Source organism: Klebsiella sp. BIGb0138, assembly GCF_004342285.1.
Classification (GTDB): domain Bacteria; phylum Pseudomonadota; class Gammaproteobacteria; order Enterobacterales; family Enterobacteriaceae; genus Klebsiella.
On record NZ_SMCV01000006.1, the window covers coordinates 249,326 to 275,616 of the forward strand.

Sequence of the window (26,291 nt, forward strand, 5' to 3'; positions counted from 1 at the left end):
TTCTCATTAAGATTTGTATCTGGCGATCTGATGGCTTACCGTTCCATTCCATTCAGCAACGACATTATCTGGCAGACTCCGCTGCCGCCGGCTGAATATGCGTTGGCGAATGCCATCCGGGAAAAGATCTCCGCGCTACGCCCGCATCTGCTGGATTTTCTCCGTCTGGATGAAGAAGCCCCCCATTGCGCACTCACGCTGGCGGAGTGGTCTGAGCCCACGGCGCTCAGCTCGCTGCTGGCGACCTATTCCGATCATATCTATCGCAACCAGCCTACGGCCCTGCGTGAACAGAAGCCGCTGATTTCACTGTGGGCGCAATGGTACATCGGTCTGCTGGTGCCGCCGCTGATGCTGGCGCTGCTTAGTGAAGAGAATGCCATTAGCCTGGCGCCGGAACATTTCCACGTAGAATTTCACGAGACGGGCCGCGCGGCCTGTTTCTGGATTGATGTCCATGCGGATCCCGCCGCCCGCCGGCACTCGCCGCAAGCGCGTATGGAAACCCTGGTGACCCGCGCGCTGCAGCCGGTTGTTGCGGCGCTGGAAGCGACCGGCAATATCAATGGCAAGCTTATCTGGAGCAATACCGGCTATCTGATTAACTGGTATCTGGGTGAGATGAAAGCGCTGCTGGGCAATGAACAGGTTGCCGCCCTGCGTCAGCACTGTTTCTTTGCGAAGCAGTTCGCTGATGGTGAGGACAATCCGCTGTGGCGGACGGTCATTTTACGTGAAGGGCTGCTGGTGCGGCGTACCTGCTGCCAGCGTAACCGCCTGCCCGACGTTCAGCAGTGCGGGGACTGCACGCTGAAATAATCTCCGGCTACGGGCGGCGATCGGGCCGCCCGTCGGTTTTCTTATGCCGTCTGCTGGTTTTCTTCTTCCACGCGCTGGGCCTCTTCAGCCTCCTGCGCCAGCAGCTGTTTCTCATACACCTTAAAGAACGGGAAGTAGATAATCGCTGAGACGCAGGCGAGGATAATCACCAGTATCGCCGCGCGGAAATCCCACCCCAGAGCCCAGGCGGCGCCAATCGGCGCCGGCGCCGTCCACGGCACGACGGAAATAACCCGCCCAATCAGATCCAGCTTCATCGCCGCCCAGGCCAGGACAGCGTTAACCATCGGCGCCAGCAGGAACGGAATAAAGAATACCGGGTTCATGACGATCGGCGTCCCGAAGATCACCGGTTCGTTAATGTTAAACATACTCGGCACCACGCTCAGGCGACCGATAGAACGCAGGTGCGCCGAACGGCTACGCAGGTAGCAGATGACCAGCCCCATGGTGGCGCCGGATCCCCCGATCACAATAAAGAATGTCCAGAACGCCTCCATAAAGATATGCGGGAGGGGGGCACTCTGCGCCAGCGCCTGCTGGTTCATCCCGAGGTTAGTCAGCCAGAACATCTGCAGCATGCCGGAAACAATGGCCGCGCCGTGAATCCCGGCAAACCACAGCAGGTGGCCGATCAATACCGCCAGCAAAATCGCCGGTAAGGAGTCAGCAGCAGAGACCAGCGGTTTAAAGATCGCCATGATGGCCTGCGGAATAAGCATGTCAAAATGGTGCTGAATAAACAGGCTCAGCGGATACAGGGTCAGGACGACCACCAGTACCGGAATCAGCAGGTCGAAGGAGTTTTTGATCATCGGCGGCACCTGATCCGGCAGGCGAATGCCGATATTATGTGCCTTCAGGAAACGCATCATTTCAACGCAATACACCGCCACGAGGATCGCGGTAAAGATCCCCGTCCCCCCCAGGCTATCGACCGGCAAATTGCCGTTCGTTTTCGGTGCCGCCACCAGCAGAAAGGCCATGATTGACAGCATGCTGCACATAAATGGATCGAGCTGGTTGGGCTTCTCGTAATGTTTGCCGAGGTTATAAGCGATCGCGGCGCAGATATAAATCGACATGATGCCCATTGTCATATCGAACGGCGTCAAAATTCGCCCTTCAAACTCTTTAGCCAAATCCAGCCAGGCGCGAGCAAATCCCCAGGTGGTATCCGGCGAAAACGGCGGGTAAGCAAAGACCAGCAGGAATGAACCGACGATCATAAACGGCATTGCCGAAATAAAGCCGTCACGAATAGCCATCACGTGGCGCTGCGACGAGATACGCCCGGCAACAGGGCTAATATAATTTTCTACAAAGCGAAATATCAGATTAAACGCAGCATGGTTAGCAGACATAGCAGCCCTCCTGACAGGCTTTAGACACAGGCCCAACAACGATTATCCTGCCGTTGTGATGAAATAAGTTCTGTGAGCGGATAAACACGCTGGCTATCCTGTTCGCTATACTGCTCAAGTCAGTACGATTCATACACGGCTCTTTTGTTATGAGTGGTACAGGGAAGTTACCCATTCAGTATTCCTCTGAGCGCGCATAACAGCAACCGGTTACAGTAACCGGTTGCGGTGATTGTGAAGAAGATCCACAAATTAGAAAAATTCCGGATTATCCGCCGCCAATATTTACACTCCGCCAGGCTTATGACAGATTTAAATGGACACTAATCAGGAGATCCCAATGAGTCTGCAGTCCGTGCGGCAGTTTTTTGCCGAGCATGCCCCCGATATCGAAATCATCGAACTCAATCAAAGTACGGCAACCGTTGCGCTCGCTGCCGCGGCACATCGGGTTGAGCCTGGGCAAATCGCCAAGACCCTGTCTTTAAAAGTGAAGGATCAGGTCATCCTGGTGGTCGCCAGCGGTGATGCGCGGCTGGATAATAAAAAACTAAAGGAAGCGTTTGGCGCGAAAGCGCGCATGCTCAGCAGCGATGAGGTGGTGATGTTAACCGGGCACCCGGTTGGCGGCGTCTGCCCTTTCGGCCTGGAGAACCCGCTGGTCGTCTATTGTGATATTTCGCTGAAGCAGTACCCGGAAGTTTTACCTGCGGCGGGAGCGATCCATAGCGCGGTACGCATTTCTCCTGACCGAATGGTGCAGCTGACCGATGCGACCTGGATTGACGTTTGCCAGTAGCCTACCGCAGGCAAGATCAGGCGAAGTCCACCTCTGCCGTTTTTTCTCCGTTCAACGACAGATGCATCAGAAGATCGGCCGCGCTCAGCAGGCCGATATCAGAACGGACGCCCAGCTTGATCATGGCGTTACATTTATGGGCTCGGATGGTTTTGATATTCCGATCGAGCTGAATCGCTATCTCGGACAATGAATAACCGTAGGTCATATAGCGAAGAATGCTATGTTCAGTGGGACTCAGTATGTAGCCGCACGGCTGCGGGTGCTGACAAATATACGGCTCGTCAGGCGGCGCAAGAAGCGATAATAACTGTTCCTGCAACAGTTCCCGGCGGACCGATTTATTTAAAACGCCGTGCAGGCAAGAGGGAGTCAGCTGGTGAATTAAGCGAACTTCCCCTCGATCGTTAGCTAAAATAATTCGCCGCACGTCAGGATGAGAACAGGCTATCTCATGAAGAAAAAGCAAGCTTTCCAGCCGCGGCTGACGGTGACCGGAAAGGGAAAAAATAACCGCAGAAATATTCTTAACGTTGAATACTTGCTTTAATGACTGAGCATCTTTAAAAAACTGAATACGATAACTGGCGCCGACTTCAGCGTTTAACAGATAGCGAAGCGCGACTTCCGTCATCACACATTGTTCTACAACAGCAATATATCGTGTGGCGCTCTCTTTTCCCATTCCCGCTGTTCTCCGTAGGCTGAGTATATACTCAACTCTTTCATTCCCTGCGCACTATTCATCCACGCGTACATTTCTGCATTACTGCGCAGAGATAAACGGCGTAACGCGCTATTCTTCTGCGCGCTGACCGTCTTATTACTTTTTTTCAGTAACGAGGCGATCTGATTAATTCCCCAACCTTTCGCCAGAAGTCGTAAAACTTTACGTTCCGAGAGGGTCAAAACGCTCGCCGTCTCCTGAACGCGGCCACCGCTCTCTGCCTGCGGGACGAATACGGCCTGGCTAACGCTTGCGCCAGGGGCTTCACCTGCGCGGATCGCGGCGCCGACGCACGCCACCGGTTCACTCTCGGAAATGAGGGTACTTTCAGGGCAGGCTAAAAATTCCCTGGCCTGGGTGTCACATGAACGTCCAATCAGATAAACCCAATGAATATCCCGGTAGCGGGCCATTAAGGAGCAATAGTGCTCACAAACTTCCCGCAGCTGCATGATTTCACCGGATAAATCGGCCACAACCACCCTGGTCCGCCGCAGCTGAAGTAGCGTAAGATCTTCCTGAGAGCGGCAATAACTGAAGTCATAATCAGGAAGATATTCTCCGGTAATGGCTTTTAAGCCGGACTGCATGACCGGTATTTTGCTGATAATAATGCCGTGCTTATCCTGTGCTGGTAACATAAATCCTCCGCTTCCCGTAGAAGATTCACGGCTGGCATAAACAGATGGGGGATCTGGCAACCACCCTGTTATTTTGCCAGATGAATCTTTCTCGTCCCTGGCGAACGTGTCGGCCCGACGTTCTGAACCAACTTTATATGGTGAGTAACCTATTAATTGCTGATGTTAGCAATAAATAACGTTAACACAGATAATAAACGGCACTAAATTAGAAAAAATTAAAACAAACATTAGAAATAATAAATTAAAACTTGGGCTGGCGACCTTTATTTAATATCATCTCTGAATGCTTTGGGCGACATACCGCTATAGCGGCGGAAAAAGCGAGAAAAATAGGTTACATCGGAAAAACCCAAATAATCAGAAAGTTGCGTCACGGTCATCGTGGTATATTGCAGATTACGCCGTGCCTCAAGCATCAACCTTTGATGTAAAACCCCCAAAGCGCTGCAGCCATAAAATTCACGGCATAAATAATTAAGATGCGTCGCCGAAAGCCCTACCTGGCGGGCATACTCCGCCAGCGGCAGATGTTCGCGATAATGACTTTCAATAAGACGGGAGAAATGACGCATGACGCTGCGCTTACGTTCGGCTTTCCCCTCCGCGGCTGGCGTCGACGGCAGACACTGGCGATTCAGCCACACCAGTAGCGTGCCTGACAGCGAATGCAGCATCATTTCGCGCGCGTCCCGATCTTCACAATACTCTTCACACAATGCCGTAAAGAGGGCGCGAATATGCCCGCGGGAGCGTTTAACCGCCACGCACTGCGCCTGGCTGAGGACATCAAGCTGGCGGCCAAACTGGTTTTCAAAGCGGCTGAGCAGCGGCAACGCCAGCGACAAAACATAACCCTCGGTACCCGGGGAAAAGCGAAAGCCATGGATACACAACGCCGGTACCACCTGAATGCATGATTCCGTCATCACGCGCGTGGTCCCTTCAATTTCGATTTCCGCCCTGCCTTTATGCAAATAGAGTAACTGGACCAGCTCCGCATGCTGATGCCGACGGATATGCCATTCATACAGGCTGCTGCGCTGCAGGATTGACTCGCAGTGCAGCAGGTCGGGCGTCGGCCAGTCGCGCTCTTCACCATACAATTTAAACACCGGAACGCGATTTACCGCCTGCATGACGACTCCTGCTATATTCAACGCTATACCACACGCGCCATCGGTAGACCGACATAGTTTTCCGCAATGGTAGTCAGTCCGGCGCGTGAACCAAGATAATAGCGGCGATCGGCCGCCTGCATTTTTTTATCGAATTCGCTTTGCTGCGGGAAATCATGCAGCAGGCGGGTCATGAACCAGCTGAAGCGCTCGCCTTTCCACACCCGGTCCAGCGCGAAACGCGAGTAGCTCGCCAGCAGATCGGCGCGGCCGCGGTGATAATACTCGCGCAGGATCCGCCACAAATAGTTCACATCGGAGGCCGCCAGGTTCAACCCTTTTGCCCCGGTCGGCGGCACGATATGCGCCGCATCCCCCACCAGGAACAGCCGCCCGTACTGCATCGGTTCCACCACGTAGCTGCGCAGCGGCGCGATGCTTTTCTCAAGTGAGTGACCAGTCACTAACTTTGTCGACAGCTCATCCGGCAGGCGGCGCTTCAACTCTTGCCAGAAGCGTTCATCGGACCACGCGGCAACGTCGTCGCTTAGCGGTACCTGTAAATAGTACCGGCTGCGGGTGAGTGAGCGCTGACTACAAAGGACGAATCCGCGTTCATGGTGCGCATAGATAAGCTCAGGATTCACCGGCGGGGTATCCGCCAGCAGCCCCAGCCAGCCAAACGGCCAGACGCTTGCATACTCTTTAATCACGTCGCGCGGGATGCTTTGTCGCGAGACGCCGTGAAACCCATCGCAGCCGGCGATGAAATCGCACTCCAGGCGACAGATTTCCCCGCCGCTGACGAAGGTGACTGACGGCCGGTCGCTCTTCGCATCCTGAATCACCACATCGCTGACGCTATACACAATCGGCGCTCCGCATTCCGCGCGCGCCGCCATTAAATCCCGGGTCACCTCGGTCTGGCCGTACACCGTCACGCTTTTGCCTCCGGTGAGCTCCGTCAGAGCAACCGGCACCCGCTGTCCCTCAAACAAAAACTCGACCCCATGGTGCACCAGGCCCTCCGCATCCATGCGTTGCGCGACCCCCGCTTCGCGCAATAGCTCAACGGTGCCGCTTTCCAGAATGCCCGCGCGGATACGGCCAAGCACATACTCTGGCGTTTGCCGCTCGAGGATTACGCTACGAATGCCGGCACGATGCAGCAGTTGGCCCAACAGCAGCCCGGAAGGGCCGGCACCGATAATAGCGACCTGTGTTTTCATAGGGTTGTCTCACTCCCGCATGGTTAATTATTTGTTTATTTTTTGTTTATTAAAAGTTCATTACTGCATTTTTGATAAGTCGGATGTGAAAAAGAAGGCCATAATGGGTGCAAAAATTGCACTTTCCAACAGTTTTGCCAAAGTGTGGCCGGGGTCAAATTCCATTCCGTTCGCCGGTGGCGACTTTTTACCCATTGTTTGATCCCCCTCCGCAGTGGCGGCGGGCGTTCAGGTTAAAGTAGCGGCAGACACTACGGCATCGGACGTGACGGACAGCAGGTATCTATGCAAGCAGATCGGGCAGTGCAGCGCACAATTACGCGATTGTGTATCCAGTGTGGTCTTTTCTTATTACAGCACGGTGCGGAGAGCGCGCTGGTGGAGGAGCTATCGACGCGTCTCGGGCGAGCGCTGGGCATGGACAGCGTCGAGAGCGCCATTTCTTCGAATGCGATTGTGCTCACGACCATCAAAGACGGCGAATGCCTGACCTCCACGCGCAAAAATGTCGATCGCGGCATCAATATGCATGTGGTCACCGAAGTGCAGCATATTGTGATTATGGCCGAGCATAAGCTGCTGGATTATAAAGATGTCGAAAAGCGCTTTACGCAGATTAAGCCCCTGCGCTATCCGCGCTGGCTGGTGGTGCTGATGGTTGGGCTCTCCTGCGCCTGCTTTTGCAAGCTAAACAACGGCGGCTGGGACGGCGCGCTGGTGACCTTCTGCGCCAGCACCATCGCGATGTATATTCGCCAGCTTTTGACCCATCGTTCGATGCATCCGCAGATCAACTTCTGTATTACCGCCTTTGTCGCCACCACCATCTCCGGGTTGATGCTTCGTCTGCCCGCGTTTACCAGCACGCCAACGGTGGCGATGGCCGCCAGCGTCCTGCTGCTGGTTCCCGGATTCCCGCTCATTAACGCCGTCGCGGATATGTTTAAGGGGCATATTAATACCGGTCTGGCGCGCTGGGCGCTGGCCAGCCTGCTAACGCTGGCCACCTGTATAGGAGTGGTCATGGCGATGACCGTATGGGGGCTACGCGGATGGGCATAATTTCCTATTTTTTTGCTCTGCTCCAGGATATGGCGCTGGCGGCGATTCCGGCAGCCGGGTTCGCCATGGTATTTAACGTCCCGCAGCGCGCGCTGCGCTGGTGCGCTCTGCTGGGGGCTATCGGCCATGGTTCGCGGATGGTGATGATGACGGCGGGGTTTAATATTGAGTGGGCCACCTTCCTCGCCGCGCTGCTGGTCGGCAGTATCGGTATTCAGTGGTCCCGCTGGTATCTGGCGCACCCGAAGATTTTTACCGTGGCGGCGGTGATTCCGATGTTCCCCGGTATCTCCGCCTATACGGCGATGATCTCGGCGGTAAAGATCAGCCATTTCGGCTATTCGGAAGAGATGATGATCATGCTGCTGAGTAATTTCCTGAAGGCCTCCTCCATCGTCGGCGCGCTGTCTATTGGTCTGTCCATTCCGGGACTCTGGCTGTATCGTAAGCGCCCGCGGGTATAGTCAACCGCGCCCGGTCGCTCCTTCCTGGCCGGGCGCTGTGCTACTATGTGTGCTATTCCCCCTCTCTATTGTTGTTCAGAGTTGAGATAGTGTTATGTCTTCGCGAATATTAACCACCGATTTCAGCGGCCTGGAAGATTTCATCCAGGATCATGCAGCCGTTCTGGCAAAATCGGCCAGCGGCACCGTGGCCGTTTTTGCCAACAATGCTCCTGCGTTCTATGCGCTCACGCCGCAGCGTCTGGCGCAGCTGCTGGAGCTGGAGGCAAAACTGGCCCGCCCCAACAGCGATATTGCGCTCGATACGCAGTTTTTTGACGAACCCGCTGCCGCGCCAGTCGCGATTCCACTGGGGAAATTCGCCATGTACGCCGACTGGCAGCCGGATGCTGATTTTCAACGCCTGGCCGCGCTGTGGGGTATCGCCCTCAGCCAGCCGGTGACACCGGAAGAGCTGGCGGCGTTTGTCGCCTACTGGCAGGCGGAAGGCAAGGTCTTTCATCATGTGCAGTGGCAACAGAAGCTGGCGCGCAGCGTACAAATCGGCCGGGCCGGCAACGGCGGGCAGCCGCGGCGCGATGTGAATACGGTCAGCGAACCGGATAGCCATATTCCACGAGGTTTCAGAGGATGAGCATGAAAAACGTTGGCGAGCTGATGAAGCGGCTGCAAAAAATGATGCCTGCTAATGTCGAACCGGCGTTCAAAACCGGCGAAGAGCTGCTGGCCTGGCAGAAAGAGCAAGGCAAACTGCGCTCGGAAGCGCTGGAGCGGGAAAACCGCGCCATGAAAATGCAGCGGACGTTTAACCGCTCCGGCATCCGCCCGCTGCACCAGAACTGCTCGTTTGATAACTATCGGGTCGAGTGCGAAGGCCAGATGAACGCCTTGTCCAGAGCGCGCCAGTACGTTGAAGAGTTCGATGGCAATATCGCCAGCTTTATCTTTTCCGGCAAGCCGGGCACCGGCAAAAACCACCTTGCCGCCGCCATTTGCAACGAGCTGCTGCTGCGCGGGAAATCGGTCTTAATCATTACCGTCGCCGATATTATGTCAGCGATGAAAGATACCTTCGGCAACCGGGAAACCAGCGAAGAACAGCTGCTGAATGACCTGAGCAGGGTCGATCTGCTGGTGATCGATGAGATCGGAATGCAGACGGAGTCGCGCTATGAGAAAGTGATCATTAACCAGATCGTCGATCGCCGCTCCTCCTCAAAGCGCCCGACCGGGATGCTCACCAACAGCAATATGGACGAAATGAACAAGCTGCTCGGCGAGCGGGTGATGGATCGCATGCGCCTCGGCAACAGTCTGTGGGTGATTTTCAACTGGGACAGCTACCGTCATCGGGTCACCGGCAAAGAGTATTGAGATATATCTGAAGCCAGCCGGGGTTATACTGCAAGCATGCTTAAGTAACCACGATGAGTACATCTATGAAATCTGCACAATCCTTGTTCCGCACCCTGATCATTGCCGGCGCCTTTATGGCCGCCGGCGCGCATGCCGCCTCCTGGCAGGACTCCCTTTCCAGTGCCGCTAACCAGCTCAGCAGCCAGGGCGGATCCCAGCAGGGCGGTCTGTCGATGTCCTCCCTGACCAGCCTGCTGAACGGCGGCAATCAGTCCCTGACCTCCAGCAGCATGAACAACGCCGCCGGGATTATGTCCTATTGCGCACAACAAAAGCTGGCCTCGGTCACCAGCACGGAAAATGTCAAGAACCAGGTTCTGGATAAGCTCGGCCTCAGCACCCCGGAAAAGCAGAAAGAGGACACCAGCTATCTTGAAGGTTTACAGGGTCTGCTGAGCAGCAACAACGGCCAGCAGCTGAACCTGAACACCCTCGGCAGCAGCCCGCTGGCGGAGAAAGTAAAAACCAAAGCCTGCGATCTGGTATTAAAACAGGGCGTTAACTTCCTCTCCTGATCGTTCCCTCCGGGGCCGCGTTTAACGCCTTAGCGTTGTCAACGCGGCCGCAATCACTATTTTCCCCCTTTTACGCCCCGATTCCCCCTTGCATACCGGATGCGACGCCGATCAAAAACGGCGATTTCTAAACCAATTCTGAACCACAGCACAGTTTCATGACTCTACAATTGCAGCAATATGGCACTGCAATTACAGTGTAGCGTGGAAAGCGATCTATCCGGCCAGCGGTCAACTGGCGCTAATGAGGGTGAACTGTGTCAGAGTTGTTATCCATCGCCTTGTTTCTCACCTCGGTGGTGATTTATGCCTTAAAAGCCGGTCGCAACACCTGGTGGTTTGCCGCCACGTTAACGGTGCTGGGGCTGTTTGTGGTCCTCAATATTACCCTCTACGCCAGTGACTATTTCACCGGCGACGGGATTAATGACGCGGTTCTCTACACGCTGACTAACAGCCTGACCGGCGCGGGCGTCAGTAAATACATTCTTCCTGGCGTCGGGCTGGTGGTGGCGCTGGTGGCCGTATTCGGCACGCTGGGGTGGGTGCTGCGCCGTCGTCGCCATCATCCGCATCACTTTGGCTACAGCCTGCTGGCGCTGGTCCTGGCGCTGGCCTCCGTGGATGCCAGCCCGGCGTTCCGCCAAATCAGCGAGCTGGTTAAATCGCAATCTCGCGATGGCGATCCGGATTTTATCGCCTATTACGAAGAGCCGGCAAAGAGCATCGCCAATCCCCGCCTGAACCTGGTCTATATCTACGGTGAAAGCCTCGAACGCACCTATTTCGACAACGACGCCTTTCCCAACCTGACGCCTGAACTCGGCAAGCTGAAAAACGAAAGCCTCGATTTCAGTAACACCGAGCAGCTGCCGGGTACCGATTACACCATCGCCGGCATGGTCGCTTCACAGTGCGGGATCCCGCTGTTCGCGCCGTTTGAAGGTAACGCCTCGGCATCGGTTTCCAGCTTCTTCCCGCAAAATATCTGCCTCGGCGATATTCTGAAAAACTCCGGCTACGAAAACTATTTTGTGCAGGGCGCCAATCTGCGCTTCGCCGGAAAAGATGTGTTCCTGAAATCGCACGGTTTTGACCATCTGTATGGCGCCGAGGAGCTGAAAAGCACGGTGGATGACCCGGCTTACCGTAATGACTGGGGCTTCTACGATGACACCGTGCTTGATGAGACCTGGAAAAAATTCGAAGCGCTGTCGCAATCTGGCAAACGCTTCTCGCTCTTTGCGCTGACCGTCGACACCCACCATCCGGACGGGTTCATCTCCCGGACCTGCCAGCGTAAAAGCTACGAAATGGGCGGTAAAAAGAATCTTTCTTTTAGCGCCGTCACCTGCAGCCAGGAACATATCGCCGCGCTGATTGAGAAGATCAAAGCCTCGCCGTATTTCAAAAATACGGTCATCGTGGTCTCCTCCGATCATCTGGCCATGAAAAACACCGCCTGGGATTATCTCAATAAGCAGGATCGCCGCGATCTGTTCTTCGTCCTGCGTGGCGACCAGCCGCAGCAGGATACGCTGGCGGTGAAGCGTAACACCATGGACAACGGCGCCACGGTGCTGGACATTCTCGGCGGCGATAACTTTATCGGCCTTGGCCGCAGCAGCCTCTCCGGGCAATCGCTGTCCGGCATTTTCATGAATATGAAAGAGAAAGTGCTGGCGTGGAAGCCGGATATCATCCGACTGTGGAACTTCCCGAAAGAGATGAAAAACTTCACCATCGACGCCCAGAAGAACATGATCGCCTTCTCCGGTAGCCACTTCCGTCTGCCGCTGCTGCTGCGCGTCTCGGATAAACGCGTCGAGCCGCTGCCGGAGAGCGAATATTCCGCCCCGCTGCGCTTCCAGCTGGCCGACTTTGCCCCGCGCGATAATTTCGTCTGGATCGACCGCTGCTACAAGATGGGTCAACTCTGGTCACCTGAGCTGGCGCTCTCCACCGACTGGTGCGTCTCGCAAGGCCAGCTTGGCGGCGAACAAAAGGTACAGCATGTTGATAAGCCCCAGTGGCAGGGAAAAACGGCGTTTAAAGATACCGTTATCGATATGGAACGCTACAAAGGCAACGTTGATACCCTGAAGATTGTCGACAACGATATTCGCTACAAGGCCGACAGCTTTATCTTCAACGTTGCCGGCGCGCCGGAAGAGGTCAAGCAGTTCAGCGGGATTTCGCGCCCGGAATCCTGGGGTCGCTGGTCCAATGCCCAGCTCGGCAGCGAAGTGAAAATTGAATTTAAACAGCCGCTGCCGGAAAAATTCGATCTGGTGATTACCGCCAAAGCTTACGGACCGAACGCCAATAAGCCGATCCCGGTGCGCGTCGGCAACAGTGAGCAGACGCTCACCCTGGCCAACGATGTCTCCACCACTACGCTGCATTTCGACAATCCGTCACGCAGCGATACGTTGATCATCGTCCCGCCGGATCCGCAGTCCACCAACGAAGGCAATATTCTCGGGCATGCACCGCGCCAGCTGGGTATTGGGATGGTGGATCTTAAAGTAGTAAAAAGCGACGGTTAACCCCGCCCGCCCGGCTCGTGACGCGAGCCGGGCAAACGTCATGAGCGCGATGCTGAGGGCAACGTGCTCAACTCCACGCACATTTCATATTGCTTCAGCGCCAGGGTGGTATATCCCGCCGCGCTGAACAGCGGCGTAAAAGATTCCGGGATGGTCACCGAGGTCCCCAGGCCGGGGAATTCGCGGGCCAGCGCCAGCAGCATATCATGGGCCAGCCCGCGGCCACGCGCGGCGGGATCGACCCACATAAACTGCAGCTGCGGCGTGTGGGTTACCGTAGCCAGCACTGCGAAGGCCTGCTGATTCAGCGTTACTGCCCGACACGGCAGCGTACTGAAGGTCAGCGGGTCCATCAGCCACGGCAGCCGGCCATTGATCTCCGCCCCTGCTCTGCGCACCAGCGTTAAGACATTGCACTCTTCCAGCACCGGAGTTATCTCGCCCTCTGGCGGCGAACTCAGGTAGCCGCATAGTCCGTGGCGCACGACAAAACCGAGAGACTGGTACAACGCCACCGCCGCAGAGTTTTCGCGGATCACCTCCAGCCACATCCGACGCACGCCCTGGGCCTGTAACGCCGCCATCAGCGGCAGCATCAACCGGCGGCCGATCCCTTTTCCACGATAAACCGGACGCACGGCGAATGCCGCCAGCCGGGCTTCATCCCCACGCCGGGCCACAACGGCCATGGCCGCCGGCGTCTCACCGTCCAGCCAGACGCAGGAGTCAAGCAGGCTCAGGCCTTCGGAGCCAAAACGTTGAACGAAGACCGCCACCGGCAGCGAAACCGGCACCAGATAATCCTCAAAGCAGTCGCGAAGTATCGCGCTTAACTGTTCACTGCTGAAATCGGTCGCAGGGACGGCTCGCAATGCCATGCATTTCTCCCGAATATTGCTATGCTGAAGCGAATGAAAAATAACACTATAACCGCCGACGTGACATTTCGCCTGACCCAGGAGAGCGATATTGCTCTCCTGCCCGCCATTGAGCGCTCGGCGGCCCAGGCGTTTCGCCAGATACCCGCCTTCGCCTGGCTGGCGGATGGCCCGGTACTCGACCGGCATCAGCATCGCCTGTATCTGGAAGCCGGCCACAGCCTGGTGGCGGCGGCCGACGGGCAAGCAATAGGATTCCTGCTAAGTGAACCGCTGGACGACGCGCTGTTTATCGTCGAAGTTTCCGTACATCAGGCGTGGCAAGGAAAAGGGATTGGCCAGGCGATGATACGGCACACGATCGACAGCGCCCGCCGGGATGGCTACCCGGCGGTCACCCTCACCACCTTTCGCGATGTCCCCTGGAACGCGCCGTTTTATACGCGGCTGGGGTTCCGCATGCTCAATGAACAGCGCCTGCCGTCCGGGCTGGCGGCAAAGCGGCGCCAGGAGATAGCCCACGGTCTGCCGCCAGAGACGCGCTGCGCCATGCGCCTGGCGTTGTAACCGGCCCCGGCCAGGGCTGCTTTTTAGCGGCTGAATATGGTACAAAGTATCATGCTAAATTTACCGTCTGGTACTCTGTATGGCCTACTCGATTGATATCATTTCCTGCATCACCGACCGCTTTCTCGAGCTGACCGTCACCGAAAAGCGGATCGCCCAGTTCATTCTCGATGATGTCGCCGCGGCGGCAGAGTTACCTATCGCCGAAATCGCCCGTTTGACCAGTACCAGCCAGGCCTCCGTCACCCGCTTTGCCCGGGCGCTGGGATGCAAGGATGTTCGTGAGCTGAAGATGAAGCTGGCGCAATCGCTGGCCGTGGGTCAGCGTTTTATTCTCGATGTGCCGGATCTGGAAGGGGTACAGGGGATTTACGAATCCATCATCGGGGTACTGGAAACCAACCGCCGGGCGCTGGATATCGACGCGCTGAAGCGCGCCGTTTCGTGGCTCAGCGCTGCGCGACAAATTCTGGCTATCGGCATGGGGGGCGGTTCAACCATCTGCGCGCAGGAGATTCAGTATCGCCTGTTCCGTCTGGGCCTGCCGGTGGTCAGTCAGAACGACGGCCTGCTGGCGCGGATGATGAGCTCCGCCGTCACGCCAAAAGATGTGGTTATCGTTCTGTCGCTCGGGGGGTATACCAAAGAGATCGTTGAGAGCGCGGCGATCGCCATGCAGTATGGCGCGAAGGTGATCGCGATTACGCCGGCAGGTACGCCGCTGGCGGAACAAGCGGATCTGGTCTTACCGCTGCTGGTGCGTGAAAACGACTATATTTTCAAACCCAGCACCTCCCGCTATGCCATGCTGGCGATGGTCGATGTGCTGGCCACCGAACTGGCGATGGCCAACAAACCGCAGGCGAAAGACCGGCTGCGCCGCATCAAGCTGGCGCTCGACAGCCACCGCGGCGGCGTCGACCGTCAGCCGCTGGGCGATTAAGCCTGGCTGGCGGCAATAAAGCGCCGGGCCTGTTCACGGGTACGTTCCGGCGTCTGCCCGGCACGATACAGGTCGCTACCTAATCCCGCCCCGGCACAGCCCGCCTGCACCCAGTCGGCAAGGTTATCCGGGGTCACGCCGCCAACCGCCAGCACCGGCACATCCGGCGGCAGTACCGCCTTCAGGGCGCGAATATAGTCCGGGCCAAAGCAGGATGACGGAAAGATCTTGAGCCACTGCGCTCCGGCATCCAGCGCGCTAAAGGCCTCCGTTGCGGTCGCACAGCCGGCGCAAACCAACATCCCCTGTTCAACCGCCCGCCGAATGACCGTCGGTTGCGTATTGGGCGTCACAATCAGCTTCGCGCCGGCCTGCGCCAGAACATCGACCTGCCCGACGTTAAGCACCGTCCCCGCGCCAATCGTCGCCCGGGTAGCAAACTGCCGCACCATCTGTGGAATGCTGTCCTGCCAGTCCGGCGAGTTGAGCGGGATTTCAATATAGCGAAAGCCCGCGCGAATCAGCATATCAACATGTTGTGCCGCTTCTGTGGGACGAATGCCGCGTAAGATCGCCACCAGTTTAAGCCTGTCCATTCATTATCCTCGCCATACCGCGTAAAAACGCCTCATCCCCGCCACAGCAGTTCACCTTCATACCTCGGGCCGCCATCGCCAGGCGATAGCGGTCGGTTAGCGCCGGAGAGCCCACCAGCGTGATGCGATCTCCGCGGTAGCGTGCGCTAAATGCCGCCACCTCCGCGCCAACCAGCAACCCTGAGAGATAGTCGCTGACCGATACCGACGGCAGTCCGCCCAACACCCGGGCCGCACGGGCGCTGAACAGTTCCTTCACCAGCGACGGCGTCGCCATACCCTTTTCCAGCCCTCGCTCAAATGCTGCCGCGTCCGTCTGCTGGGCAGGCAGCTGCTTGCCAATCAGCGACTGATTAAGCAGCAGATGATGCAGTTCGCCGGTCATCGCGGTGGAAAAATGACGTACCATCCCGTCCTCTACCTGCACCCATTTACAGTGCGTGCCCGGCATCACGTAGCAATCGGCCGGGGCCATCTGCGCTGCGCCCAGAAGCTGCGTCTCTTCACCGCGCATCACGTTGTAATCTCCGGCCTGCTCAACCTTCAGGCCAGGAACAATCCACACCGCCTCCGCGACGGCAAACAAATGCTGTCCAGGCGCATCAAGCGCCGCCGGGCAGGCCAGATAGGGTACCGGCTGCCAGCCCGCGTCGCTGCCGATCATCCCGGCCATCACCACCGGCAGGGCCGCGTCACCGCGCCACGGCGCCAGATGCTGGCGGAAAATCTCCGCCGGCGCCTGCCCGTTGAGCCGGGTGATCCCGAGGGGTAGCCGTTTTGTCTCCACGCACTTTCCGTCACGAATCAGCCAGCCGCGAAGCTGCGTAGAGCCCCAGTCGACGGCAATATAGCTTTTCATTGCGCCTCCCTTAGCTCTGCGACGGTTGACGTTTACCAATCGGCAACGGCGGTGCCGCCGGACGGCTTTCACGTTCGCGGGTAATCATCTCCAGCGCCTCTTCGCGGCTCATGCTACTGGCCGGCGTCACCAGGGTGACCACTATGGAAGCAACCAGGCTGGTCAGCACCGACGGAATACACGGGTTGCCCCAGAAGGCCAGCCAGTCGCTGTCCATCAGAACCGCCACCGACGCCCCTGCGCCCCCGACCAGCGCGGCGACCGCCCCCTGCCAGTTAAAGCGCGTCCAGAAGCGGCCGAGCATGGTACAGATAAACATCCCGGACATAATCATCGAGATCATTTTGGTGATGTAGCTAATGATGTCGTTCGAGGTCAGGGCGAAAACCAACGCCAGGGCGATGACCAACACGAGAAACATGCGCGACAGGCAAATCGCTTTCTCAGGCGCCGGCATATGGCCAGTGACCAGGGTGTAGAGGTCGCGTAGCATAATCGACACCGCGGCAATGGCGTCAGAACTGCCGGAGGACATATTGGCCGACATTCCGGCAATCAGGATCGCCATCGCCAGCACCGGAGGCAGTACCTGGGTAGCAAACAGGAAGGCAAAACCGCTATTTTCGAGGTGCGCATTCATGGTCCATACCGCCATACCGATAATCGCTGGCAGGAAGGAGAACCCCAGGTACAGCAGGCCGGTAATGGTAAAGGACTGGCGTACGGAGGAAACGGTTTTCGCCGAGTAGATACGCTGGCGATAGGACGGTGTTGCCAGAACGCCCACGCCAATGACCACCGCCAGGGAGAGGGCGGGGAGGACGCCAAGCTTATCGACGGCAAACAGACTCTGCGCCGCCGGATCGACCGCCTGCTGAATGTGGCTCCAGCCGCCCACGTGCTGGACGGCAAAAATCGCCATCAGAATAAATCCGACGAACAGTACAATGGATTGAATCGTATCGATCCAGACCACTGCGGAATAACCGCCAATCCCGACGTAAACCACAAAAGCCAGGGCAATAATAATTTTCGCGACATTAATATCAATTCCGCTGGCCCACGCCAGATATAAGCCGCCACCTAATATATGAGCCCCCAGCCAGCCAATAGAGGCGATAAAAATGAGTATCGCCACCAGGTTTTTAATTATTTTACTGCCGCCGGTGTAATACGACATTTCTTCGCTCATGGTCATAAAGCGAAATTTCCGTACCGGCGCAAATAACCATGCCACCAGCAAAATCCCCACCGCGCCGCCGAGACCATACAGCATCCCCGCCCAGCCGTTGCTGTAGCCAAAGCCCACGGCGCCCACGCTAGAGCCGGTGCCAACCATAGTCCCCACCGTCGACCCCAGCGTCAGGAACATCGGCAGAGAGCGGCCCCCCAGTAAGAAATCATCGCCGTTCTTTTGCTTACGTGAAACATACCAGCCTAAAGCTATCATCGCGCAGGCATAAACGGAAAACCAAATCAGGAATGACATATTATTCATTGCTCACATCCAGGCATAATAAATAATATTCGAACCGCTGAATATTATGAGTTAATCGTAACGATGCCAGAAAAAAGGCAAAGCAACCTCGTTCGCGCCGATGGCTTGATGCAATCTGGCACGGCTATCACATTTTTAGGCGTCATTCCCCACCCGCCGGTGGGGAAAGATTATTTATCCGCGCGCGGCGTTATAGCAGGTCACATCCACTTCGACTTTGCACTCCACCACCAGATCGGCAACGCAGCAAATACGCGCCGGCGGATGATCGCCGAAGAATTCACGAAACACTTTATTGAAGGACTGGAAGTAGCGCGCGTCGGTCAGAATCACTTTCACATGCACCACATCGGCAAGGGTATAGCCCGCTTCGCTCATAATATCGACGCAGTTCTGAATCGCCAGCCGCGACTGCTCGACAATCCCCCCTTCCACGACTTCCCCGTTTTTCATCGGCGTCTGGCCAGACACGTACAGCCAGCCCCCGGCTTCGACCGCGCGGGCGAAAGGCAGATGCTGCCCGCCGGTGCCGGTACCGCCTTCAACGCCATAACGTTTAATGCTCATATTCCACTCCTTAGTCCATCTGACGACGCAGGAAACGCCCTGCGCGCCCGGTAATTTTTTTATCGCTGCCGTAGCTCATGATGCCGTTAACCATCACCGCTTCGATGCCCTCAGCGGGCTGTTTCGGATCGGAGAAGCTGGCGACATCGCGCACCGTCTGCGGATCAAACAGAACCAGATCGGCAAAATAGCCAACTTTAACCAGACCACGTTGCGGCAAGCGGAAACGCGCCGCCGACAGCCCGGTCATTTTGTGAATCGCCGTGGTCAGCGGGAACAGCTGCTCATCACGACTGTAGTGGCCGAGCACCCGAGGGAAAGCGCCCCATAACCGTGGATGCGGCATCGGATCGTTGGGTAAACCATCGGAGCCGATCATCGTGACGGGGTAGCGCATCACCCGACGTACGTCCTGCTCATCCATGTTGTAGTAAATAGCCCCGGCAGGTATCAGCTGTCCCGCCGCCTCATGCAGGCTCACCTGCCAGTCGCTGGCAATCTGTTTAAGCGTTTTGCCCGCCTGTTCCGGCCGGGATTCTGACCAGGTGATCACAATGTCAAATTCATCGGTGACCTGTTTCATATCCAGGGTTGAAGAGCTGGCGGAATAAGGGTAGCAATCGCAGGCTATTTCCTGGCGCTGGCGCATCTCATCAAAGAAGGCCAGCGTCTCGCGCGTGCGTCCCCAGTTCTTTGCCCCGGCGCATTTATGGTGCGAGACCACCACCGGCACGTTACCGTGGCGGCCGATACGAAACGCTTCATCGAGGGCCTCGAGGATCGGTTCGAATTCAGAACGCAGATGGGTGGTGTAAACCCCCTTCTCCGCCGCCAGCTCTTCCGCCAGCGCCATCACCTCTTCGGTGGTGGAGTGAAATGCGCTGGCATAGGCCAACCCGGTGCTGAGACCCAGCGCCCCTTGACGTAACGCATCGCGCAACTGGATGCGCATGCCGGCAATCTCGGTTTCCGTCGCCGGACGGAACAGATCGTCCATATGGTTATTACGCAGCGCGGTATGGCCGATCAGCGTACCCACGTTGAGCGACGGCCTTGCGGTCTCCACCGCGTGAGCGTAGGCCTCGACGGTGGGATAGATAAACTGCTCCTGCTCGCCCAACAGATTCATCGGGTCGGGGACGTCGCCGCGCATGGTCGCCATCGCCGCGCTAATCCCGCAGTTGCCGACGATAACCGTCGTCACGCCCTGGCTTAGTTTTGGCAGATACTCCGGCATACGAATGACGTTGATATCGTCATGGGTATGGACATCAATAAAGCCCGGCGCCAGCACGCGGCCCAGGCCGTCAATCTCGCGTTCAGCCGTCACCTGTAACGCCGGCGCGATATCGACAATACGGTCGCCCTTCACCGCCACGTCGCCGCGATACTGCGGGCCGCCGCTCCCATCAATCACCGTGACGTTCTTGAAAAGCCAGTCAACCTTCATAGCAATTACTCCCTTTCGACTATGCCGACAAGTTAACCATTTACAAGGCGAAAAAACAGTGGAAAACTACGCAGAATCCAGATCATTTTGTGATACTTTTATTCAAAACAAATAATTTTTAAGTATTAAAATAATATTTATCAATCAGTTATAACTGATACCCACTTAATATCCGCACGTAAACCCTTAAAGGATAGTGTTATGAAATACCATTCCGATACGCTTGTCCCGCATAAATCCGCCGTAATGTCATCGCCTGCTAACCTGCTGGCGGAAGACGTATGTCTCCCCGCCGCGCTGGTAAAAAAAACGGCGCTGGAAAATAACATCCGCTGGATGCAGCGCTACGCCGATGCCCGCGGTGTTTCGCTGGCGCCGCACGGCAAAACGACGATGACGCCGTGGATTTTCCAGGCGCAGCAACGCGCGGGGGCGTGGGGGATCGGGGTGGGGAGCGCCTGGCAAGCCAGCGCGGCGATGGCCAGCGGAATTGAACGGGTATTGGTGGTTAATCAGCTGGTCGGCAAGGCCAACATGCAGCTGGTGGCGCAGCTGAAGGCGCATTATCGCGCGGTGGATTTTATCTGCTGCGTGGATAGTCTGGCGAACGCCCGCACGCTGTCGGCTTTCTTTAACGCGCGCCAGCAAACGCTGGACGTCCTGATTGAACTGGGCGTCCCCGGCGGGCGCTGCGGCTGCCGCAGCGTGGACGACGCGCGGGCGCTGGCACAGGCGGTGGGCGACCTGCCGGGCCTGAAACTCCGCGGCCTGGAACTGTACGAAGGGGTGCTGCACGGCGACGACCCGCAGCCGCAGGTCGAAGCGCTGCTGCAACAGGCCGCCGCCCTTGCCTGCCAGATGGCGCCGCTGGTCGACGGCGAGTTTATCCTGACCGGCGCGGGCACCGTCTGGTATGACGTGGTGTGCGACGTGTGGCTGGCGGCGCAGAAACCTGCGCAGTGCCGGCTCGTGATCCGTCCGGGCTGCTATATCACCCATGACAGAGGGATCTATGCTGTCGCCCAGCAGGAACTGGTTGCACGCGATCCGATAGCCTGTGGCCTGGGCGGCGATCTGACCTCCGCGCTGGAGCTAATGGCGATGGTACAGTCGGTACCGGAGGCGGATCGTGCGGTGGTCAATTTCGGCAAGCGCGACTGCGCCTTCGATGCCGGGCTTCCGCAGCCGATCGCCCACTATCGCGACGGCCGGTCATTACCGCTGCAGGCGGAGATGATGGTCAGCGTCGGGATTATGGATCAGCACTGTATGTTGCGCCTGGCGCCGGGTTGCGATCTGCAGGTCGGTGATATTGTGGTCTTTGGCACCTCACATCCGTGCCTGACCTTCGACAAGTGGAAAACGCTGCTGCTGGTGGATGACGAGTACAACGTGCTGGAGGAGCTGGATACGCTGTTCTGATGAAGATCCCGGATAGCGGCTGACGCCTTATCCGGGCTACTGCCCGGCCCGCCGCTCCTCCGTCCCCCCCCCCCCCCCAAAAAAACCACCGGGCCGCTCAGCTATTCGCACAGCGCGGAAATCTCGTCAAATAACGAACGGCTGAGGGTGACGCCCTGGCGTTCGCTTTCTTCGCGACAGCGATAGCGCCGCTCACCGGGAAGCCTTGCTCCCTGCGCCTGCATGTTGCTAAAAAGCGTCTCCGCCCGCGCGAGGTGCTCCTGCGCCTGCGCGCCGAGAAAACGCTGCGGATCCAGCGCCAGAATCAGCTCGCCGCCGTAGGGCAGCCCGCCGGCGCCGTCATCCCATGCCAGCGATTCGGCGCTGGTCATATCGCCAATCAGCGGCCCGGCAAGCAGCTCAACCATCGCCGCCAGCGCGGAGCCTTTATAGCCGCCAAAGGTCAGCATCGCCCCGGACAGCACCTCTCCGGCATCCGTGGTCGGCTGACCTGCGCTATCGATCCCCCACCCTTCCGGCAACGCCTTCCCGGCACGCTGATGCAGCTGGATTTCGCCGCGCGCCGCCACGCTGGTCGCCATATCGAAAATAAACGGCGGCCTGTCGTCCCGCGGCCAGCCAAAAGCGATGGGGTTGGTGCCAAACAGCGGCAGCGTGCCGCCGGCGGGCGCCACCCACGCATGACCCGGCGTACAGGCCAGCCCGACCAGGCCAGCCTCGGTCAGTGGTTCAATATCGGCAAACAGCGCCGAAAAATGCACGCAGCGGTTAATCGCCAGCGCAGCGATGCCGCTGTGTCGCGCTTTCGCCACCAGCAGCGGCAGCGCCCGTTCAAACGCCAGCAGCGAAAACGCGCCGCCGGCATCGGCGCGGACAATCGCCGGCGCCCGGTCGTCAATCCGTGGTTCAGCGTCCGGAGAGACCTTGCCTTTGCGTAAGGTGTCGATAATCCCCAGCAGTCGCCACAGGCCGTGGGAAGCGCAGCCATCGCGCTCCCCGCCGGTGACGTTACGCGCCACGGCCGCCGCATGATCCGCGCTGAATCCATTAGCGCTTAGCGCCCGTATCGCCAGCGCGTAAGCTTCGGGTAACGCAAGAGTGACCGATTCCATAACCTTCTCCTCTACTTTTTTTCATCTCAGCTAAAGTTAGCCTGGTAAAGGCAGCTCTGTCGCTAACCTACTCTTCCTCATCACCCTCACCGCGTCCGGCATTTTGGCGGTTTCCGAGCGCGATAAACTCCCCCAGCAGCGCCGTCAGCTGCCGCATCTTTTCGCTGGTGAACTGTTCTTCAATCAGACGATAGGCCTCTTCCACCTGCGCCTGCGCGCTTTCATACAGCGTATTGCCCGCGGCGGTCAGCGAAACGTACAGCTTGCGCTGATCGTTAACCGGCTTAAGGCGCAGTACCAGGCCATCGCGCTCCATACGGGTCAGGATACCGGTCAGGCTCGGGCGCAGAATACAGGCGCGAAACGCCAGATCGTGAAAGTCCATCGACGGGTTTTCCGCGAGGATGCGCACAATACGCCACTGCTGCTCGGTGAGATTATGCCGTTTGACGATCGGCCGGAAATGGCTCATCGCCGCTTCCCGCGCCTGCAACAGCGCAATGGTTAACGAATCATGCATTACATATCCTCTACGTCACACTCTGAAATCTATTAACAAGTTAATAACTAGCGTCTATCCTGCCACGACGCAACCGGTTTCTGCACCTGAAAAGTACCAGCCGATGGTATAAAAATAAATAACACATTGATTAACAAAAATAAAAAATTAAATGTGTAAATTTATTGTTAATCCGATCACAAAACATTCACTTCTGTTTGCCAAACCTCTCCGCAAAGAATAAAAGATGATCATTAACATATTAATGAAATCCCTTCGAATCCGATATCCGTCCCAGAGGAGTGGTGAATGAAAGGTACCATCTTCGCCGTTGCGCTCAACCATCGCAGCCAGCTCGACGCCTGGCGCGACGCGTTCCAACAGGCCCCCTATAAAACGCCGCCGAAAACCGCGGTCTGGTTTATCAAACCGCGTAATACCGTCATCGGCGACGGCGAGGCGATTCCGTATCCGCAGGGCGAAACCGTACAGAGCGGGGCTACCGTCGCGCTGATCGTCGGTCAAACCGCGCGCAAGGTCTCTCCCGATGACGCCGCCGCGTTTATCGCCGGCTACGCGCTGGCCAATGACGTCAGCCTGCCGGAAGAGAGCTTCTACCGTCCGGCGATCAAAGCCAAATGCCGGGACGGTTTCTGCCCCATCGGCGCCCTCTCTCCGGTACGTAACGTGGACAATCTGACCATCATTACCGAGATCAACGGTCGCGAAGCGGATAGCTGGAGCACCGGCGATCTACAGCGCAATGCCGCCGAGCTGTTAAGCGCGCTGAGTGAGTTTGCCACCCTGACCCCTGGCGACGCCATTCTGCTTGGCACTCCGCACCATCGCGTCACCTTGCACCCTGGCGATCGCGTACGGATCCTCGCCGAAGGTTTCCCGGCGCTGGAAAACCCGGTTGTGGCAGAAGGAGAACTGGCATGAAACAGGCACGCATTGAATGGCAAGGCAACGTGTACGACGTCCGGCTCAATGACCATAACCAGCCGCGCCTCGCCGATGGCACTACGCTGCAGGAGGGCGAATTCCGCTGGCTGCCGCCCGCCGACGGAACGCTGTTCGCGCTCGGTCTGAACTATGCCGATCACGCCAGCGAGCTGGAGTTTAAGCCGCCGGAGGAGCCGCTGGTGTTTATCAAAGCGCCGAACACCTTTATCGGCCACCAGCAGGAGTCGGTACGCCCGGATAACGTCGAATACATGCATTACGAAGCCGAGCTGGTGGTGGTGATAGGCAAAACCGCACGAAAAGTCAGCGAGGCCGATGCCATGGAGTACGTGGCCGGATATACCGTCTGCAACGACTACGCCATTCGCGACTATCTGGAAAATTACTACCGGCCGAATCTACGGGTAAAAAGCCGCGACACCCTGACCCCCATCGGGCCGTGGATCGTGAGCAAAGAGGCGATCCCGGATCCGCATAACCTGACCCTGCGTACCTGGGTCAACGGCGAGCTGCGCCAGCAGGGCACCACCGCCGATCTGATCTTCAGCGTCCCGTTCCTGATCGCTTACTTAAGCGAATTTATGACCCTGCAAGCGGGCGACATGATCGCCACCGGCACGCCGAAAGGGCTGTCCGACGTGGTGCCGGGTGACGAAACGATCGTCGAAGTCGAGGGCGTCGGCCGCCTGGTCAACCGCATCATCAGCCAGCAAGCGTATGAGGAGAAGCTGTCATGAAAAAAATTAACCACTGGATCAACGGCAAAAACGTCGCGAGCGCAGAATATTTCCATACCACCAACCCGGCCACCGGTGAAGTGCTGGCGGAAGTGGCTTCCGGCGCTGAGGCCGAGGTCAATCAGGCCGTTGCCGCAGCGAAAGAGGCCTTCCCGAAATGGGCCAATCTGCCGATGAAAGAGCGCGCGCGCCTGATGCGTCGCCTGGGCGATCTGATCGATCGCGACGTCCCGGAGATCGCGGCGATGGAAACTGCCGATACCGGCCTGCCGATCCATCAGACCAAAAACGTGCTGATCCCGCGCGCTTCCCACAACTTCGAATTCTTTGCCGAAGTGTGCCAGCAGATGAACGGCAAGACCTATCCGGTTGACGACAAGATGCTCAACTACACCCTCGTGCAACCGGTAGGCGTGTGCGCGCTGGTCTCGCCGTGGAACGTGCCGTTTATGACCGCCACCTGGAAGGTCGCGCCGTGCCTGGCGCTGGGCAATACCGCGGTGCTGAAGATGTCTGAGCTGTCGCCGCTGACCGCCGATCGTCTGGGAGAGCTGGCGCTGGAAGCGGGTATCCCCGCCGGGGTACTCAACGTGGTGCAGGGCTACGGCGCCAGCGCCGGCGATGCCCTGGTGCGTCATCACGACGTCCGCGCGGTCTCGTTTACCGGCGGCACCGCCACCGGTCGCAATATCATGAAAAATGCCGGACTGAAGAAGTATTCGATGGAGCTGGGCGGCAAATCGCCGGTGCTGATTTTTGAAGATGCCGATATCGAGCGCGCGCTGGATGCCGCCCTGTTCACCATCTTCTCGATCAACGGCGAACGCTGCACCGCCGGGTCGCGCATCTTCATTCAGCAAAGCATCTACCCGCAGTTCGTCAAACGCTTCGCGGAGCGCGCCAACCGTCTGCGCGTCGGCGATCCTACCGATCCCAATACCCAGGTCGGGGCGCTGATCAGCCAGCAGCACTGGGAAAAAGTCTCCGGCTATATTCGTCTGGGAATCGAAGAAGGCGCCACCCTGCTGGCCGGCGGCCCGGACAAGCCGTCCGATCTGCCAGCGCACCTGAAAAGCGGCAACTTCCTGCGCCCGACGGTGCTGGCGGACGTCGACAACCGTATGCGCATCGCGCAGGAAGAGATCTTTGGCCCGGTGGCCTGCCTGCTGCCGTTTAAAGACGAAGCGGAAGGTCTGCGCCTGGCCAACGATATCGAATATGGCCTCGCCTCCTATATCTGGACCCAGGATGTCAGCAAAGTCCTGCGCCTGGCGCGCGGCATCGAAGCCGGCATGGTGTTCGTCAATACCCAGAACGTGCGCGACCTGCGCCAGCCGTTCGGCGGTGTGAAAGCCTCCGGTACCGGCCGTGAAGGCGGCGAGTACAGCTTTGAAGTGTTCGCCGAAATGAAAAACGTCTGTATTTCCATGGGTGACCATCCGATCCCGAAATGGGGCGTATAAGGAGAACAAG

27 protein-coding genes and 1 pseudogene are annotated in these 26,291 nt (G+C 57.6%); 15 read left to right on the plus strand and 13 right to left on the minus strand.

The genetic code is table 11. The annotated features are described in order from the left end of the window. The first annotated feature begins 30 nt into the window (after positions 1–30). Complete coding sequence (gene fhuF, locus EDF73_RS15635; RefSeq protein WP_132730006.1) at positions 31–819, plus strand: siderophore-iron reductase FhuF; 789 nt, start codon at positions 31–33, stop codon at positions 817–819. A 41-nt stretch (positions 820–860) separates the two neighbouring features. Here fhuF and EDF73_RS15640 read toward each other — a convergent pair whose 3' ends face one another. After that, the gene (locus EDF73_RS15640) at positions 861–2,204 is read right to left on the minus strand and encodes a PTS sugar transporter subunit IIC (RefSeq protein ID WP_132730007.1); all 1,344 of its coding nucleotides are present in this window, start codon (positions 2,202–2,204) and stop codon (positions 861–863) included. A 340-nt stretch (positions 2,205–2,544) separates the two neighbouring features. Between EDF73_RS15640 and EDF73_RS15645 the strand changes: the two genes are divergently transcribed. Beyond that, on the plus strand, positions 2,545–3,003 hold the full coding sequence (locus tag EDF73_RS15645) for a YbaK/EbsC family protein (RefSeq protein WP_132730008.1): 459 nt from the start codon (positions 2,545–2,547) through the stop codon (positions 3,001–3,003). A gap of 16 nt (positions 3,004–3,019) precedes the next feature. On the opposite strand, the gene bglJ is transcribed toward EDF73_RS15645, so the two are convergent. The 4 genes from bglJ to pobA all read right to left on the minus strand — a co-directional run bounded on the left by bglJ (position 3,020) and on the right by pobA (position 6,718). After that, positions 3,020–3,688 (minus strand): DNA-binding transcriptional activator BglJ, encoded by a 669-nt coding sequence (gene bglJ / locus EDF73_RS15650; protein WP_165905728.1) that lies wholly within the window; start codon positions 3,686–3,688, stop codon positions 3,020–3,022. After that, entirely contained in the window at positions 3,649–4,371 is a 723-nt protein-coding gene (locus tag EDF73_RS15655; RefSeq protein WP_132730009.1) for a response regulator transcription factor, read from the minus strand. Before EDF73_RS15655 ends, bglJ begins: the two co-directional genes overlap by 40 nt. A 266-nt stretch (positions 4,372–4,637) precedes the next feature. Beyond that, the gene (locus EDF73_RS15660; RefSeq protein WP_132730010.1) at positions 4,638–5,510 is read right to left on the minus strand and encodes a helix-turn-helix domain-containing protein; all 873 of its coding nucleotides are present in this window, start codon (positions 5,508–5,510) and stop codon (positions 4,638–4,640) included. A gap of 23 nt (positions 5,511–5,533) precedes the next feature. Next, positions 5,534–6,718, minus strand: coding sequence for a 4-hydroxybenzoate 3-monooxygenase (pobA, locus tag EDF73_RS15665; protein ID WP_132730011.1), 1,185 nt, complete (start codon positions 6,716–6,718; stop codon positions 5,534–5,536). A 285-nt stretch (positions 6,719–7,003) separates the two neighbouring features. On the opposite strand from pobA, the gene EDF73_RS15670 reads away from it, so the two are divergent. The 6 genes from EDF73_RS15670 (at position 7,004) to opgB (ending at position 12,724) form a co-directional block, all read left to right on the plus strand. Continuing rightward, positions 7,004–7,780, plus strand: coding sequence for a threonine/serine exporter ThrE family protein (locus tag EDF73_RS15670; RefSeq protein WP_132730012.1), 777 nt, complete (start codon positions 7,004–7,006; stop codon positions 7,778–7,780). After that, on the plus strand, positions 7,771–8,244 hold the full coding sequence (locus EDF73_RS15675) for a threonine/serine exporter (RefSeq protein ID WP_132730013.1): 474 nt from the start codon (positions 7,771–7,773) through the stop codon (positions 8,242–8,244). Before EDF73_RS15670 ends, EDF73_RS15675 begins: the two co-directional genes overlap by 10 nt. A gap of 94 nt (positions 8,245–8,338) precedes the next feature. Then, a complete protein-coding gene (gene dnaT, locus EDF73_RS15680) occupies positions 8,339–8,878 on the plus strand; it encodes a primosomal protein DnaT (protein ID WP_132730014.1) in 540 nt (179 codons plus the stop codon). A 2-nt stretch (positions 8,879–8,880) separates the two neighbouring features. After that, positions 8,881–9,618, plus strand: a complete 738-nt coding sequence (dnaC, locus tag EDF73_RS15685; protein ID WP_132730093.1) for a DNA replication protein DnaC — start codon at positions 8,881–8,883, stop codon at positions 9,616–9,618. Between the two features lie 65 nt (positions 9,619–9,683). Next, positions 9,684–10,175 (plus strand): DUF2501 domain-containing protein, encoded by a 492-nt coding sequence (locus EDF73_RS15690; protein WP_132730015.1) that lies wholly within the window; start codon positions 9,684–9,686, stop codon positions 10,173–10,175. A 257-nt stretch (positions 10,176–10,432) separates the two neighbouring features. Then, positions 10,433–12,724, plus strand: coding sequence for a phosphatidylglycerol--membrane-oligosaccharide glycerophosphotransferase (gene opgB, locus EDF73_RS15695; protein ID WP_132730016.1), 2,292 nt, complete (start codon positions 10,433–10,435; stop codon positions 12,722–12,724). 38 nt (positions 12,725–12,762) lie between these two features. Here the strand turns inward: opgB and EDF73_RS15700 are convergent, their stop codons facing one another. Then, a complete protein-coding gene (locus tag EDF73_RS15700; RefSeq protein WP_132730017.1) occupies positions 12,763–13,602 on the minus strand; it encodes a GNAT family N-acetyltransferase in 840 nt (279 codons plus the stop codon). Between the two features lie 33 nt (positions 13,603–13,635). On the opposite strand from EDF73_RS15700, the gene EDF73_RS15705 reads away from it, so the two are divergent. Next, entirely contained in the window at positions 13,636–14,169 is a 534-nt protein-coding gene (locus EDF73_RS15705) for a GNAT family N-acetyltransferase (protein WP_132730018.1), read from the plus strand. Between the two features lie 79 nt (positions 14,170–14,248). After that, positions 14,249–15,112 carry a MurR/RpiR family transcriptional regulator gene (locus tag EDF73_RS15710; RefSeq protein WP_132730019.1) on the plus strand — a complete coding sequence of 288 codons (864 nt, stop codon included), beginning with the start codon at positions 14,249–14,251 and terminating at the stop codon, positions 15,110–15,112. On the opposite strand, the gene EDF73_RS15715 is transcribed toward EDF73_RS15710, so the two are convergent. The 5 genes from EDF73_RS15715 to EDF73_RS15735 form a co-directional block, all read right to left on the minus strand. Further along, entirely contained in the window at positions 15,109–15,708 is a 600-nt protein-coding gene (locus tag EDF73_RS15715) for a 2-dehydro-3-deoxy-6-phosphogalactonate aldolase (RefSeq protein ID WP_132730020.1), read from the minus strand. The genes EDF73_RS15710 and EDF73_RS15715 overlap by 4 nt on opposite strands. Next, on the minus strand, positions 15,695–16,567 hold the full coding sequence (locus tag EDF73_RS15720) for a 2-dehydro-3-deoxygalactonokinase (protein ID WP_132730021.1): 873 nt from the start codon (positions 16,565–16,567) through the stop codon (positions 15,695–15,697). Before EDF73_RS15720 ends, EDF73_RS15715 begins: the two co-directional genes overlap by 14 nt. 10 nt (positions 16,568–16,577) lie before the next feature. Then, positions 16,578–18,065, minus strand: a complete 1,488-nt coding sequence (locus EDF73_RS15725) for a sodium:solute symporter family protein (RefSeq protein WP_132730022.1) — start codon at positions 18,063–18,065, stop codon at positions 16,578–16,580. Positions 18,066–18,239: 174 nt separating this feature from the next. Further along, positions 18,240–18,632, minus strand: a complete 393-nt coding sequence (locus tag EDF73_RS15730; protein ID WP_132730023.1) for a RidA family protein — start codon at positions 18,630–18,632, stop codon at positions 18,240–18,242. A gap of 10 nt (positions 18,633–18,642) precedes the next feature. Beyond that, complete coding sequence (locus EDF73_RS15735) at positions 18,643–20,082, minus strand: D-aminoacylase (RefSeq protein WP_132730024.1); 1,440 nt, start codon at positions 20,080–20,082, stop codon at positions 18,643–18,645. Between EDF73_RS15735 and EDF73_RS27445 the strand changes: the two are divergent. Together EDF73_RS27445 and EDF73_RS15740 are read left to right on the plus strand one after the other, a co-directional pair. Further along, a pseudogene (locus tag EDF73_RS27445) lies at positions 20,060–20,204 on the plus strand (hypothetical protein). The gene EDF73_RS15735 and the pseudogene EDF73_RS27445 overlap by 23 nt on opposite strands. Positions 20,205–20,283: 79 nt before the next feature. Then, the gene (locus tag EDF73_RS15740; RefSeq protein ID WP_132730025.1) at positions 20,284–21,504 is read left to right on the plus strand and encodes an amino acid deaminase; all 1,221 of its coding nucleotides are present in this window, start codon (positions 20,284–20,286) and stop codon (positions 21,502–21,504) included. Between the two features lie 101 nt (positions 21,505–21,605). Here the strand turns inward: EDF73_RS15740 and EDF73_RS15745 are convergent, their stop codons facing one another. Then, positions 21,606–22,616: an Ldh family oxidoreductase gene (locus tag EDF73_RS15745; protein WP_132730026.1), complete on the minus strand. Its 1,011-nt coding sequence runs from the start codon at positions 22,614–22,616 to the stop codon at positions 21,606–21,608. Positions 22,617–22,683: 67 nt separating this feature from the next. Further along, positions 22,684–23,136, minus strand: a complete 453-nt coding sequence (hpaR, locus tag EDF73_RS15750) for a homoprotocatechuate degradation operon regulator HpaR (RefSeq protein ID WP_132730027.1) — start codon at positions 23,134–23,136, stop codon at positions 22,684–22,686. 288 nt (positions 23,137–23,424) lie between these two features. Here hpaR and EDF73_RS15755 point away from each other — a divergent pair, with 288 nt between their 5' ends. Genes EDF73_RS15755 through hpaE form a run of 3 tightly spaced genes read left to right on the plus strand, consistent with a single transcriptional unit; the run spans position 23,425 to position 26,281 of the window. Further along, positions 23,425–24,057, plus strand: a complete 633-nt coding sequence (locus EDF73_RS15755; protein WP_132730028.1) for a fumarylacetoacetate hydrolase family protein — start codon at positions 23,425–23,427, stop codon at positions 24,055–24,057. Beyond that, positions 24,054–24,818: a fumarylacetoacetate hydrolase family protein gene (locus EDF73_RS15760; protein WP_132730029.1), complete on the plus strand. Its 765-nt coding sequence runs from the start codon at positions 24,054–24,056 to the stop codon at positions 24,816–24,818. Before EDF73_RS15755 ends, EDF73_RS15760 begins: the two co-directional genes overlap by 4 nt. Next, positions 24,815–26,281, plus strand: coding sequence for a 5-carboxymethyl-2-hydroxymuconate semialdehyde dehydrogenase (hpaE, locus tag EDF73_RS15765; protein ID WP_132730030.1), 1,467 nt, complete (start codon positions 24,815–24,817; stop codon positions 26,279–26,281). The genes EDF73_RS15760 and hpaE overlap by 4 nt, the downstream gene beginning before the upstream one ends. The last annotated feature ends 10 nt before the right edge of the window (positions 26,282–26,291 follow it).